Source organism: Cytobacillus pseudoceanisediminis, from assembly GCF_023516215.1.
Lineage (GTDB): Bacteria > Bacillota > Bacilli > Bacillales > Cytobacillaceae > Cytobacillus > Cytobacillus pseudoceanisediminis.
This window is the reverse complement of record NZ_CP097349.1, coordinates 5110597-5124325: the sequence shown is the minus strand read 5'-3', so window position 1 is coordinate 5124325 and position 13729 is coordinate 5110597. Positions and strand designations below refer to the sequence as shown.

Genomic DNA, 13729 nt, shown 5'->3' with positions numbered 1-13729 from the left:
AATCATAGTTATCCGGGAGTTTACTGCTGATTGTTTTTTCTATGCAAATATCTCATTTGATAATATTTATGAGCGAAATCTGTTACTTTTCTTGTCAGCTGATAATTGGTCCCGGCTCCAATGGCCATGCTGATGAAAGGAATTCCTTGAACGGATTTTCTCCGAAAAAAGTAAATAGCCATCGCTTTAAAAAGCTGCTTCATTGGCTGCTCAACCCAGGTTATATCAGTCAATTCTTCTTTTCCCTCATAAAAATAGAATTCTTCCTGATTCTTCAGCTCGTTCTTTAATTCTTCCCAAGCACTGCCCTGCATGCGCGGCGGCAGTGTGGCTGCGTGAAAAACCTTAAGAGAGCTCATCATTTCGAATGGAGTATTGACTTCAAAACCATAGGTCATGGCAATCAGCTGGACGGCACGAAGATTAATAACCGCCATAGCAGGAATATCTGTACCCAGCATGAGTGAGCTGCCTGAACCTGCAATGCCGCCTTGCGCAAAAGAATAAAGACGATGCCGGGCAATCTGCTGCTGAGCTATGTATTGAAGCTGGTCGATAGTCAATTGCTTAAGGTCTTCAATCGTTTCAATATCAGAATGAAAAACACGGCCTGCTGTCAAAATGCGCTCTTTCGCATCCATTTGAAGCTGAGAGCCTTGAATAAGCGCATGAAGATGAAACAGCCAGCTATCCATTGCTGAAAAAATTGCTGCTGAACTTCTTCAGGCAATAGTGAGAAAGACCTTTCCAATGATTTATCATAAACCATTTCCAAATCATTGGGCTCATAATTTAACAGCTTGTTCTCCCACTCCTGAATACCGGTCAAAACACTTTCTTCCCGTTCGTTCAATGGCATCGCAATTCCTCCCAAAACATTTTTTCTTGGACTCAGTATAGCATAAGCAGATGATGAATTCTCCTTCCGCCTGGCGGGGACTAAATCTCGATAAAAACAAAAAGACAAGAGCATTAGCCCTTGCCTTGTTATGAATGTTATTTAGACAATCTCAAAACATCACGTGCAATCATGACTTCCTCATTTGTCGGGATAATCATGACTTTAACTGGTGAATGAGGGTAGTTAATGAATGCTTCTTCACCGCGTACTTTATTTAATGCAGGATCCCAGTATACGCCCATGAATTCCAGCCCCTGAAGAACACGATCACGGATGACATCACTATTCTCACCGATTCCGGCTGTGAAGATGATCGCATCTACGCCATACATGCGGGATGCATAGGATCCGATATATTTATGGATTCTGTTTGCGAATACTTCAAGAGCCAATTCTGCTCTTTCATTTCCTTCAACAGCTTGAACTTCAATATCGCGAAGATCACTGGAGAATCCGGAAACACCCAGCATACCGCTCTTTTTATTTAGAACGTCAAGAACTTCATCTGCATTCTTACCCGTCTTTTCCATAATGAATGGAATAAGTGCAGGGTCAATGTTACCTGAGCGCGTACCCATTGTAACACCCGCTAACGGAGTGAACCCCATGGAGGTATCGATTGACTTTCCGCCTTCAATAGCTGTAATACTCGCTCCATTCCCTAAATGGCAGGAGATGAGGCGAAGCTGTTCAAGCGGTCGGCCAAGCATTTCTGCAGCACGCTCTGATACATATTTATGTGAAGTGCCATGGAATCCATACTTGCGGATGCCATACTTTTCATAATACTCATATGGCAGACTATATAGGAATGAGCTTTCAGGCATCGTCTGATGAAATGCTGTATCAAATACCGCCACTGCAGGCACATTTGGAAGAACCTGCTGGAATGCCTTAATTCCCGTAATATTAGCCGGGTTATGAAGGGGTGCAAGTTCAGAAAGTTCATCTATTTTCGCAAGCACTTCATCCGTAATGACTACAGAATCGTTGAATGCCTCACCGCCGTGTACTACACGATGGCCAATTCCTTCGATCTCATCAAGAGATTTAATAATCCCAAGATTTGTTAATTTATCAAGCAGGATTTTAACCGCAACTGCATGATCAGGTATATCCGTTACTTCCTTGATTTTTTCTCCATTTACAGAGATATTGAAGACTGCATTATCCAGCCCAATACGCTCGATTAATCCTTTGGTAATAACCTCTTCACTCGGCATGTCAAATAATTGAAATTTTAACGAAGAACTGCCGGCATTGATTGCTATGATTTTTGCCATAAAGCTACCGCTCCTTTAGAAGATGTTCAAAGGGACTTCATTGTCTCTCCAAACCCATACTTTTATATAACAATGTGTGATACGACACTAAAAGTAATACAACTTTATTCTGTGCATCGGCCACAATTAATATCTCTCAATTTCCCATTTAAACACTGTAAGCAATACATTTCAAGAAGCACCTTGCAATGGTATCGTTTTCATGATAAATTAAATATTTTCTGATACTTCCCTATATTTAAAGAAAAGCGGCAGCGCCTTGCCCACCCCGGACATGCACAAGACGTGCCTCTCGGAAAGGCGTCCTTTGCCTTTTTGTGAGGATTCCCCCGAAATGTGGAGGAAACTGCCCAGGGACGATAGGCATATGACGGTTGCTGTAAGAAAGGCGCTCTTCCTTCTGAAAGGAAACGGCTTGTGACCTCGAGGGGTAGGCTGCTTGCGCTAGACAGTTATCAATGTGTAAAAATTATACTTTCCATACATTTAAAAAGAAGCCGGCAAATGCACGGCTTCTTTTCGTTTATCCTTATTTGCTTTCTTTAAACCAGACATCAATTTTCTTGAGAATTTTTTCAGCTTCTGCTGTTTTGGACAAGCTGGGCAAGTTGACCAGCAGAGCCTGCTTAGGTGGAGTGACTCCATCCCCTTTTTTCTGAAGGATAAATATGCTTTTGGCAGCTTTTTCATTTTTGAACATGGTAAGCGGCAGCTGGACCAAACCTTGAATATAGGCAGTTTCCTTAATGAATTCATGCAGCTTTGGTGCCTGTTCACTTTCAAACAGCCCATTTGGAATGATGAAAAATAAATAACCTCCAGATTTCACATGATTCATGCTCTGCTCAATAAATAAGTGATGGGAATAGGAATGTCCCTCATCTGCTTTTAACTTATACTCAGCTGAACGGACATCATTCGGATAATAGCCAATAGGCAGATCACTCACTACAGCATCAGCAGCTTCTATAAACAGGGGCTCAAGGCTATCCTGGTTAAAAAATTGAATGGGATGCTCCTGTAAATTGGCATTTATATAAGCAAGCTTAATTAATAAGTCGTCAATCTCAATCCCAGTTGCCTCAACCGTTTTATCCTTTTGGTGATTCATTACAGTTGTCAATAAATTTCCTGTTCCTACTGCAGGATCCAGCAGGCGGAAACTTTTTCCTGAATGAATTTTTCGACTAGATACCCCATTAGCATGCCCACTGCATCAGGAGTCATTTGATGATTAGGCTGTACATTTTCTTTCATGCCTTTTAATATGGCAAGCTGAAAGGATTTTCTAATCTCTTCTTTTGAGTAGCTGCTTAAGTTAATTGATTCATAACTCTTCCTAAGCCTTTTTACTGTTAATTCGCTTAGCTCATCCTGAAGAATGCTTTCATGGAATAAATTCTCTCCTGTTTCTGCAAGAGCTTCAAGGTATGTAGAATGCAGTTCTTCCTGCATAATCGTAGCCGTTTCATTTAAAATGGTAAATAAATCCTCAACCGGAGTTATTTTCACAGCTTATTCCTCCCGTCCTTATTCTTTTTCCTATTTTAACGGGCTTTTGTTTCATTCACAAGTTTGGTGCTGAAGGGAAGTAAAAAATAAAGCCCCGGACCAAATCCGGAGCTTTCAATATTCTATGATTATTTCGCCTGCTTAGCAGCTTCCACGGCCGCTTCATAGTTTGGATGATCTGTTGCTTCACTTACATATTCCGCATATGTAACTGTGTCATTTGAATCGACAACAAAAACGGCACGAGCCAATAGGCGAAGTTCCTGGATGGCAACCCCATAAGCTTCTCCGAAAGAAAGGTCACGGTGATCAGAAACGGTTTGAACATTTTCAATGCCTGCTGCTGCACACCAGCGTTTTTGAGCAAATGGAAGATCCACACTTACAGTAAGAATCTTAACATTGTCAAGCTTGGAAGCTTCTTTGTTAAAACGGCGTGTCTGTGCATCACAAACTCCCGTGTCAATAGAAGGAACTACGCTGATTAGACGCACCTGCCCTTTTGAATCAGCAAGTGTTACTTCAGAAAGATCATTTGCCAGCACCTTGAATTCAGGAGCTTTATCTCCAACTTTTACTTCATTGCCCAGCAATGTTACAGGATTTCCTTTGAACGTAATAGATGCCATTTAAATCGTCCTCCTTAATCACTTATGTACAGTGTAAATCATATCTTTTCAGAATCTTTTTTGCAATTATTAAGGATACATTCCAAGAAAAAAGTTAACTCTCCCTGGGAAAGTTAACTTCCTTCTCTTAAATATCAAGGTCTTGTTTCTTGCCGCTGTACTCATCATTGTTTTGACTCTGAGGCTGGCTTTGCTGATTGCCGGCTCCTCCGTCTTTCTTGTTGAACATTTGCTGAATTTTATCGACGGCCTGTGGAGCAAGGTCAAGAATTTTCTCATATAAATGAGTGCTTTCATCCAGATGAACCATTTTCACCCCTTGAGAATTGACAATCAAAAAGGCGATTGGAGTGATGGAGACACCGCCGCCGCTTCCGCCGCCAAACGGGTGGCCCTTTTCCTCGCCTGATTGTCCATCAAGCATGAATTCGCTTCCTCCTGCGGCAAAACCAAAGCCGACCTTTGAAACGGTTAAAATTACACTTCCATCAGGGGTTTCTACTGGATCCCCAATTATGGTGTTAACATCAATCATCTCTTTCAGGTTTTCCATGGCAGTAGTCATAAGACCTTGAATAGGATGGTCAGACATTCATTGCTCCTCCTTTTTTAGACAGTTTTAGTACCATCATCAGATAAGGCAGAAAGCGGCTTTGTCCTGAAGTCGGGCCGTCCGCCTTTCCAATATTTGATCAGTTTAATTCCTGCTAACATAGCATGCCCGACACGAAAATGAATCATACATGAAATGGCTGTTTGTGAAACGGAAAATTGGAAATGGGGAGTTACAGTGATGCTGGGAGGCGTTTTCAGCTTCATATAATGACTTATTAATCCAAGAATGCTCCCTTTTATCGCCCAGAGAGCTCCAGTTAGCATTCCCGTATGGGCTGCATCCCCAAGGCCAGCAAATGTATGCCATTCAAGATTCCGGATAGTCACACGCTTTAGAAATTTCCGTATTATTTTGTGAATAGACACGATATGATTTATTATTGATTTCGTATCATGCAAACTATTAATAAGATCTTTTGCGGAGAATTGCTTTGTATCCTGTTTAGGAGCATCCTCCTGTGGTCCAGCAGCTGTCTTTTCATTAACAACAAGAGTTGGCGAGTTATCATCAAGTTTTATTAGAGGGACTTCTATTTTGTATCTGATTAGGCCGAACCAGGCTTTAAATTGGATTTTTAAATGGTCATTATCATTACCATGGTAAAAATGAATATATATCTTTAGTTTTGTTGCCATGATTAGAATTAAAAGAAGTATGAGGGCAATTACGGCAATCAGAAGCCACTTCACTTTTTTCACACCCTTTCAGCATTGTATTATGCCCAACTGAAAAAATAAACCTGCCACCAAGCGGTGACAGGCTTCCTTTTTTCAATTATAGACTTGTTCTTTTTGCCTTTCATGAACTACAGAGGTTTCTGCAAAAAGGTCATGCAGCCCCTGTTTCTTCGGCAGGAATGCTACAATCACATACCCGACAAAAATGGTCGCTGATATAAAGCGGCCGATCCATTCACGGAACAAAATTGTGCTCCATGTCAGTTTCTCTCCTTTAAGATTTACTACCTTTAAACCAAATACCATTTTACCGAGTGTCTGGCCAAAAAACTTTGTCATCAGCACAAAATAGGCATAAAACGTAATGGCAGTAGCTATCGAAATCGGAGCAAACAAATTGCTTTCATGCAGAGGAATATCCAGCGCCCTAAAAATTGGATTAATCAATATCCGGTCAACACTGCCAACCACAATTAAATCTAAAAGATAAGCCCAAAATCTCATCCAAAACCCGGCAAACCTGATTGGTTCCCCAGTTTTCTGAATGGGGAGGGTTTCTGCTTGTGTAATCGTTTCGTTAACAGCAGGAGCTGCTTCATCAGGGGATGACTCATTCCTGCCTTCACCCTGCAATGATACAGGACGGGCAAGCTCTCTTTCATTCTGTTCATTTGAAGTCATTTTCTCTCCCCTCCCTATTCAGCATAAAGATACATTAAACGCGGTGAGTTTGGCTGAGATAACAATTTCATCATCCCTGCCATTTCCAGGTCATCCCCCATGATTTTTCGCGCCCCCATGCTGAACATGGAGCCGAACCCAAAATTCTCAGTGTACTTAACAACCTGGGCACCATCTAATTTATGGTCTTTCTTTAATTGTTCAATTACATCATCGGCATAGCCAAAACCGTCGATTAGATTTAGTTCTTTCGCCTGCCGTCCGTCATAAATACGGCCATCAGCAATTTCCTTCACCTGTGCCTCAGTTAGTCCGCGTCCTTCCGAGATGACTTTAACAAACCCTGCATATGAATTATCAATCATGGATTGAAGGATTTTTCTTTCCTCATCTGTCATATCTCTGGTAGGGCTCATAATATCTTTATACGGCCCGCTCTTAATCGTTACAAACTCGACACCATATTTTTCAGCAAGCCCTGCATAATTATAGCCCTGCATGATAACACCCAGCGAACCGGTCATTGTCTCAGGGCTCGCAAATATCTTGTCAGCCGGAGCGGATATATAATAGCCTCCGGATGCAGCCATGGACCCCATTGATATGTATACTGGCTTCTTTGTTTCTTTTTGAATTTCAATAATCTTATCATGTATTTCGGCGCTTTCCACTACTCCTCCGCCTGGAGAATTAACCTTAATGACAATCGCCTTTACTGTGCCGTCTTCTTTCACATATTCAAGATTATCCATGAATCCTTTGTGATTATATCCCGGGCTTGCAAATAAAGAAGCTGCATCTCCAGTATCCTGAATCACTCCATTTACATCAAGCACGGCTATCTTTTTCTGTGCATTTCCCTCTTCAATGACTTCTTCCAAAAACGCTTCATTGCTTCCTGCAAACAGTTCATTTACCGAGCTTTCAAAATCTGTAAATGCAAATGCAGTTACAAAGTTCAGCACAACAGAAAAAACAAACAGACCTGCTGCTATTCCCAGTGCAGCCCAACGTTTTCCATTCATTGTGAAATCCTCCTTTTAATATGCTTTCTCCTTACATAACCAGCCGCCTTGTGCCTTGTTTGACCGATTATGATTCCCAGAAAACCTATTCGTCACATATTCTTCATACGTATAAACTTTTAAAATGTTTCAAAAAAGGTAAACTGAACTCAGGCAACCATAATCATAGCAAAATATGAATTATTTGGGAAAGAAAATCCTCAAGGACATTTCCCCCTGGAATTCCACAACCTTTATTACTGTTTGGAGGAATGAATATGCCTGAAAGACGCAATATATACTTTTATCACAAAAAAGATGAAGCAACGATGGAGAAAGTAGCACCGCTTTATAGCCTGGCTGAAGAGCATGCCTTTACCATTGTTAATGACTTCAAACAAGCCAATATCATTGTAAGCATCGGGGGAGACGGAACGTTTTTGCAGGCAGTTCGTAAAACTGGCTATAGGGATGATTGTTTGTATGCCGGGATTTCAACGACTGGCAGCCTGAGCCTGTACTGTGATTTCCATCTCGATGATACCGCGAAAATGGTAGAGGCAATGACAAATGAACAAGTAGAAGTAAGACGCTATCCCACTATAGATGTTACGGTTGATGACCAGACATCGTTTCAGTGCTTAAATGAATTCAGCATCCGTTCTGCCATCATTAAAACTTTTGTAATCGATGTCTTTATCGATGATTTTCATTTTGAAACGTTCCGCGGGGACGGAATGATTGTTGCCACCCCAACTGGAAGCACGGCTTATAATAAATCTGTAAATGGAGCTGTTGTTGACCCGCTGCTTCCCTGCATGCAGGTGAGCGAACTCGCTTCACTGAATAATAATCGCTATCGCACGCTCGGATCTTCCTTTATCCTGAGCGGAAACAGAAAGCTGACCCTAAAGGTGGTTCAAGATGGCAACGACCACCCTACAATGGGAATGGACAACGAAGCCCTCAGCATTCAGCATGTAGAAAAGATTGATATTAAACTTAGCGACAAAATCATTAAAACCGTAAAACTGAAAGACAATTCCTTTTGGGAAAAGGTTAAGAGGACATTTTTATAAGAAAAGCGGAAGCGCCTTTCCCACCCCAGGCACCTCGAGGGGGGTAGGCTGCTTGCGCTAGACAGCCTGGCGTTCAAAACTTTATACTTTCTAATTTTTATAAAAAAAGAGTTTCGCAAGATGGTGCGAAACTCTTTTTCTATATGCCAATACCTTTTCCGCGTTTTAGTTTTGTTTCCCAATGGGCAAAGAGTTTTGTTCTTGAAACAGAGTAAATCGTTAAGGCCAGCCAAATAAACATAAAGGAAAGCAAGTGAAGCTTTGTAAAGTGTTCATGATAAACGAAGATCCCCAGAATCAATGTAATTGTCGGCGCAATATACTGCAGAAACCCAAGCATGGACATCGGTATCTTTTGTGCCCCTTTGGCAAAGTACAATAGCGGTACTGCTGTGGCTGCGCCTGCTCCTATAAGGAGCAAGTCGGAGCTTAGCGAAACATGCAGGAATGCCTGTTTGCCATCCATGAAAAGAATAATCATATAAATAAATGCTATCGGGGTCACTACAAGTGTTTCAAGCGTTAACCCAACTGCTGAATCCACCTTTATAAGCTTTTTGGCAAGCCCATAAAGACCAAAGGATAAAGCAAGGACAATGGCTATCCAGGGAAACCGCCCATAGCTGACAGTCAAAATCAAAACCCCTGTAAATGCAAATCCAAAAGATAAATATTGCGCAGTTGATAGTTTCTCTTTAAAAACCACCATTCCCAGAATCACACTTACGAGCGGGTTAATATAATAGCCAAGGCTAGCCTCAATCATCTGATCGTTATTGACCGCCCAAATATATAAAAACCAGTTGGTGCTGATCAGAATGGAGGCAATTATAAGGGCGTAGAGCTGCTTTCTATTTGTTTTAAATCCTTTCATTGTTGCAGCAAAATCATTCCATTTCTTTGATGCCAGCAAAATCATCAGCATAAAGAAAAATGACCAAAAAATCCTGTTTGCCAAAATCTCATCTGCTTGGACGTGATCTAAAAACTTCCAATAAACCGGGAGAATGCCCCATAAAAAGTAAGCAAACCCTGCGTATAGAGCTCCCGTTTGCACTTCATTATTTTTCATTGCCATTTCCTCAATTCTTTCTAGTATCGAAATATTTATATTATAAATCTGCGATAAAAATGTTTGCAATCATTTTTTCTGCTAAAACGAGTGCCAGGCACCTGCTGAATAGGTGCCTGGCACTTTCACTTATGCTTCGTATACTATTATTCCGTCAATAACGGTTTTGTTAACTGAAATGGCAGCAATTTGCCCTATTGGCATTTTAAAGATATCTTCATTTAATATTGTGAAATCTGCCAGATATCCTCCTTTTATAATACCTTTATCATTTTCATGGGATGCAGCATATGCACTGCCTTTTGTGAATAAGCTTACTGCTTCATAAACAGTTAACGCTTCACTTGGATAATAGACTGTATTATGCGGATCATCTATTTTTGTTCTTGTAACAGCCGCATGAATTCCAAGGAACGGATTGGCCGGTTCAATCGGTGCATCAGAACCTCCTGCACAATGTATCCCTTCTTTCAGAAGTGTCTTCCATGCATAACAGTACTCCATATGTTCTTCACCAATCCGGTCAATCACCCATGGAAAATCAGAAGCTGTAAATCTTGGCTGGATATCAATAATTAAAGGCAGTTTTTTAGCCCTGTCTATAAGTTCTTTGCGCAAAATTTGTGCATGAATCAGCCTGTCTCGCCCCAAACCTTCCAGTGGATGCTTTTCTATCGCATTTAATGCCATTTCAAATGCCAAATCCCCAATCGTATGGACGGCAACCGGCAATTCATGCTTGCGGGCTTTCTCCACTAATTCATCAAGCTGCTCCTGTGAATAAATGGCAACTCCCGAAGTGGATGGGTCATCTGCATACGGATGACTTAATAAAGCTGTTCTTCCGCCCAGGGCTCCATCGGCGAATATCTTCATAGCTCCAAACTCTATATGGTTACTTCCCTCTAAATAGCCTCCGCCGGATTCCTTCATTTCATCCGCAACTCCATGATGAACAAGCAGATGTGCACGGAAAGATAGACCATCCGCCTCTATTACCTGCTTGAAAGCCTGATAAGTTTGGCTGAATCCTCCGTAATAATTGAGATCCTCAGTATGTCCTCCTGTCAGCCCAAGCCTATAGGCATCTTTAATGGCAGCATGAAGCGCCTTCTTTAAATAGCTTTCTGATACAGCCGGCATCACATTAAATAAAAGCTCCTGGGCCTGGTCTTTCAAAAGTCCATTTAGTTTCCCAGATTCATCTTTATCGATTACTCCTCCTGGAGGACATTCTGTATCTGCAGTAATGTTTGCTTTTTCTAATCCAAGGGAGTTCACTGCAAGGGCATGTCTGCACACACGTTTCAGCATGACAGGATGCTTTGGAACAAATTGATCAAGTTCTGAGGCATAAATAGGTTCCGGCTGATCCCATAAATTTTCATTCCAGCCTTCCCCAATGACCCACTCTCCCTCTTCTATGGTCTCTGAAAATTCCTTTACAGCCATAAGAACTTCATGCTTTGATGTGTGCTTAGATAAGTCGAGCCTTATTAGCCTTTCACCATGCCCGATTAGATGCATATGGCTATCCACAAATCCCGGCAGCATGGTGCTTCCCTGCAGATCTATCTCATTTTGAATCTCTTCTTTATATTTGCTTTTTAAATCTCTCAACGCGCCAATTTCAATAATTTGGCTTCCTTCTGTAAAAACGGCCTCTATCTGATGACCTTCCTGCTGAAGGGTATAAATCGAGCCCCCATGCCAAAGCGTTCCCATAAATCTTTTCTCCTTTAATAGAGTGAAACTTCAATCAGCGGGGATCTTTTTTCCACTGATTGTTAGTTGAGGCCCACAGGAAGCGGGTCACAAAGACGTTGCCACAGGACAAGGAAAGCTGCTGCAGCGATACATCGCACAACCGAAAGCGGTAGCTTTTGGGAGGACGTGGCATTCTTAGTCTTTGTTCTTCTATCGGGCCTTTACGGGCAGTCTGCCCCCAACCAATCCTCCATTGATCACTCTGAGTGTTAAAGTAGGGGTCTTACTGCCCTTAAGCCTGCGATAAACTAAAAGTTCACATTTACCATAGTATAACAAAAATACAGGCGGAATTCCCGCCTGCATTTTTTACACATTCAGTTTTGTGCGGAAGCAGTTTCCGCTTCTTTTTTCCGTAATTCCACACGCATGATTTTTCCTGAAGTGGTCTTAGGAAGCTCTGACAGAAATTCAATTTTCCGAGGGTATTTATAAGGAGCTGTCAGTTCTTTTACATGTTCCTGCAGCTGGGAAACAAGATTAGGATCGCTTTGGTCCACACCTTCTCTTAATACAACGAATGCTTTAACGATTAATCCGCGCACTTCATCCGGACTCCCCACAACTGCACATTCAGCTACATACGGGTGCTTTACAAGCGCATCTTCCACCTCGAAAGGTCCAATCGTATAGCCTGAACTGATAATAATATCATCACCGCGTCCTTCAAACCAGAAATAGCCATCTTCATCTTTCTTTGCTTTATCTCCGGTAATATAGTAATCACCGCGGAATTGCATAGCTGTTCTTTCCGGATCTTTATAATAATTTTTGAAGAGCGCAGGAGTTTCGACATGGACAGCGATATCTCCTACCTCACCAACAGCACATACCTCACCTTCTTCATTGATAATGTCAACTCTGTTGCCTGGGGTCGGTTTGCCCATTGAACCTGCTTTTAACTCCATATCCTTTGTAATGCCGACCAGCAGGGTATTTTCTGTTTGGCCATACCCATCACGGACATTTACGTTAAAATGCTTTTTGAATGTATCAATCACTTCGCGGTTTAGCGGTTCTCCTGCTGAAACAGCACTATGAAGCGCCGGCAGCTTGTATTCATGAATATTTTCTGCCTTTGCCATCAGCCTGTATTCAGTAGGCGTACAGCAAAGTACGTTTACCTGGTAATCCTCTAACAGCTGCAAATATTTCTTCGGCTCGAACTTTCCATTGTAGACAATTCCGGTAGCACCAGAACCCAGAACAGAAAGGAAAGGGCTCCAGATCCACTTTTGCCAGCCAGGGCCTGCCGTTGCCCATACTGTATCGCCTTCATTAATGCATAGCCAGTTCGGTGCTGCTGTTTTAAGGTGAGCAAATGCCCAGCCATGTGTATGTACTACACCTTTAGGATTTCCTGTTGTTCCTGATGTATATGAAAGGAACGCCATGTCATCCCGGGAGGTGTCAGCCAAAGAAAGTTCATCGGATGCCTTTTTCATTTCCTCATCCAGCTGGGTCCAGCCATCTGCGTTTCCGCCTATCACAAACTTCGGCAGGTCTGCAGCTTCCTTAATATCTTCAAATTGGTCAACATATGGATAATAACTTACAATACCTTTTACATCCCCATGATTAATCCGGTATTGCAGATCTTTCGAGCGAAGCATTTCTGAACTTGGTATGACGACAATTCCGGCTTTTAGTGATGCAACGTAAACCTGATACGCTTCAATCAGTCTTGGAACAATGATCAGAATAACATCCCCTTTATTCAGACCATTTTCCAAGAAAACGTTTCCAATTCTATTTGCATTAAGGATCAGTTCACTGTATGTAATCTCTTTCTTTTCTCCCAGCTCATTTTCCCACTTTATTGCAAGTTTGTCCTTATCTCCGGCAAACCGCTCCATTTCTGATACGAGATTGTATTTCTCCGGCGCAATTAAGTCTTCCCGTTTCATTAAATCTCCCCTGACAATGTCAAATACTGGTGTCTTAACTCGGATGCGTAGTCTATAGAAATTATTATACTAAATTATTATAAAATTTTAAATTATTTATTTTTTGAAAAATAATTTTTGCGCAAAAATAAGGAGCAGGAATAATTCCTGCTCCTTGTAGCCATATTATTTAATTATCTTTGGAAACCGCCTAATTGCTGTTCAGCCATTTGAACTAAACGCTTAGTGATTTCTCCACCTACAGAACCGTTAGCGCGAGAAGTAGTTTCAGCACCAAGGTTTACACCGAATTCAGTAGCGATTTCGTACTTCATTTGGTCAAGAGCTTGTTGTACTCCAGGAACTAGAAGTTGGTTTGAGTTGTTGTTGTTTGCCATGTGATTTTCACCTCCTTGTGAGTATAGAATGTGTAGAATCACATGGCCATATACACTAATTAATTGGTAATTGTTGTATTATTTTTCGAAGTTAAATTTAACATTTACTGTTTTGGCATATAGATGAATTGCGTTGATTTCAGCACGGGTCACTTGCTTTCAGCGGGGAGGTACGGGAGCCTACCGCAGGACATTTGAATTCACTTACCCGAATGAACACCGTA

At 41.6% G+C, this 13729-nt stretch carries 11 protein-coding genes and 2 pseudogenes; 1 reads left to right on the top strand and 12 read right to left on the bottom strand.

The annotated features are described in order from the left end of the window. Positions 1 to 20: 20 nt before the first annotated feature. The 8 genes and pseudogenes from M5V91_RS27310 to sppA all read right to left on the bottom strand — a co-directional run bounded on the left by M5V91_RS27310 (position 21) and on the right by sppA (position 7324). Positions 21 to 859, bottom strand: a pseudogene (locus M5V91_RS27310) (EcsC family protein). A 137-nt stretch (positions 860 to 996) separates the two neighbouring features. After that, entirely contained in the window at positions 997 to 2184 is a 1188-nt protein-coding gene (locus M5V91_RS27305) for an acetate kinase (RefSeq protein WP_009333278.1), read from the bottom strand. A 529-nt stretch (positions 2185 to 2713) separates the two neighbouring features. Next, positions 2714 to 3696 (bottom strand): annotated as a pseudogene (locus M5V91_RS27300) (class I SAM-dependent methyltransferase). A gap of 128 nt (positions 3697 to 3824) precedes the next feature. Beyond that, a complete protein-coding gene (tpx, locus tag M5V91_RS27295) occupies positions 3825 to 4325 on the bottom strand; it encodes a thiol peroxidase (protein WP_251174721.1) in 501 nt (166 codons plus the stop codon). Positions 4326 to 4452: 127 nt separating this feature from the next. Then, a complete protein-coding gene (ytfJ, locus tag M5V91_RS27290; RefSeq protein WP_251174720.1) occupies positions 4453 to 4917 on the bottom strand; it encodes a GerW family sporulation protein in 465 nt (154 codons plus the stop codon). Positions 4918 to 4934: 17 nt separating this feature from the next. After that, positions 4935 to 5630, bottom strand: coding sequence for a DUF2953 domain-containing protein (locus M5V91_RS27285; protein WP_009333286.1), 696 nt, complete (start codon positions 5628 to 5630; stop codon positions 4935 to 4937). Positions 5631 to 5711: 81 nt separating this feature from the next. Further along, positions 5712 to 6299 carry an RDD family protein gene (locus tag M5V91_RS27280; protein ID WP_009333288.1) on the bottom strand — a complete coding sequence of 196 codons (588 nt, stop codon included), beginning with the start codon at positions 6297 to 6299 and terminating at the stop codon, positions 5712 to 5714. A 14-nt stretch (positions 6300 to 6313) separates the two neighbouring features. Then, entirely contained in the window at positions 6314 to 7324 is a 1011-nt protein-coding gene (sppA, locus tag M5V91_RS27275) for a signal peptide peptidase SppA (protein WP_019383062.1), read from the bottom strand. 257 nt (positions 7325 to 7581) lie between these two features. Here sppA and M5V91_RS27270 point away from each other — a divergent pair, with 257 nt between their 5' ends. Then, the gene (locus tag M5V91_RS27270) at positions 7582 to 8382 is read left to right on the top strand and encodes an NAD kinase (protein WP_009333292.1); all 801 of its coding nucleotides are present in this window, start codon (positions 7582 to 7584) and stop codon (positions 8380 to 8382) included. A gap of 139 nt (positions 8383 to 8521) precedes the next feature. Here M5V91_RS27270 and rarD read toward each other — a convergent pair whose 3' ends face one another. The 4 genes from rarD to M5V91_RS27250 all read right to left on the bottom strand — a co-directional run bounded on the left by rarD (position 8522) and on the right by M5V91_RS27250 (position 13505). Beyond that, positions 8522 to 9454 carry an EamA family transporter RarD gene (rarD, locus tag M5V91_RS27265; protein ID WP_071156203.1) on the bottom strand — a complete coding sequence of 311 codons (933 nt, stop codon included), beginning with the start codon at positions 9452 to 9454 and terminating at the stop codon, positions 8522 to 8524. A 129-nt stretch (positions 9455 to 9583) separates the two neighbouring features. Next, a complete protein-coding gene (locus M5V91_RS27260) occupies positions 9584 to 11179 on the bottom strand; it encodes an amidohydrolase (RefSeq protein WP_251174719.1) in 1596 nt (531 codons plus the stop codon). 359 nt (positions 11180 to 11538) lie between these two features. Continuing rightward, entirely contained in the window at positions 11539 to 13128 is a 1590-nt protein-coding gene (gene mbcS / locus M5V91_RS27255; RefSeq protein ID WP_071156146.1) for an acyl-CoA synthetase MbcS, read from the bottom strand. A 173-nt stretch (positions 13129 to 13301) separates the two neighbouring features. After that, positions 13302 to 13505 carry an alpha/beta-type small acid-soluble spore protein gene (locus M5V91_RS27250; RefSeq protein ID WP_009333300.1) on the bottom strand — a complete coding sequence of 68 codons (204 nt, stop codon included), beginning with the start codon at positions 13503 to 13505 and terminating at the stop codon, positions 13302 to 13304. Between the last annotated feature and the right edge of the window lie 224 nt (positions 13506 to 13729).

Coding starts and splice junctions, on each gene's coding strand:
- ytfJ (WP_251174720.1), bottom strand. CDS start 4,917: ATGTCTGACCATCCTATTCAAGGTCTTATGACTACTGCCATGGAAAAC.
- mbcS (WP_071156146.1), bottom strand. CDS start 13,128: ATGAAACGGGAAGACTTAATTGCGCCGGAGAAATACAATCTCGTATCA.
- sppA (WP_019383062.1), bottom strand. CDS start 7,324: ATGAATGGAAAACGTTGGGCTGCACTGGGAATAGCAGCAGGTCTGTTT.
- tpx (WP_251174721.1), bottom strand. CDS start 4,325: ATGGCATCTATTACGTTCAAAGGAAATCCTGTAACATTGCTGGGCAAT.
- M5V91_RS27260 (WP_251174719.1), bottom strand. CDS start 11,179: ATGGGAACGCTTTGGCATGGGGGCTCGATTTATACCCTTCAGCAGGAA.
- rarD (WP_071156203.1), bottom strand. CDS start 9,454: ATGAAAAATAATGAAGTGCAAACGGGAGCTCTATACGCAGGGTTTGCT.
- M5V91_RS27270 (WP_009333292.1), top strand. CDS start 7,582: ATGCCTGAAAGACGCAATATATACTTTTATCACAAAAAAGATGAAGCA.
- M5V91_RS27280 (WP_009333288.1), bottom strand. CDS start 6,299: ATGACTTCAAATGAACAGAATGAAAGAGAGCTTGCCCGTCCTGTATCA.
- M5V91_RS27250 (WP_009333300.1), bottom strand. CDS start 13,505: ATGGCAAACAACAACAACTCAAACCAACTTCTAGTTCCTGGAGTACAA.
- M5V91_RS27305 (WP_009333278.1), bottom strand. CDS start 2,184: ATGGCAAAAATCATAGCAATCAATGCCGGCAGTTCTTCGTTAAAATTT.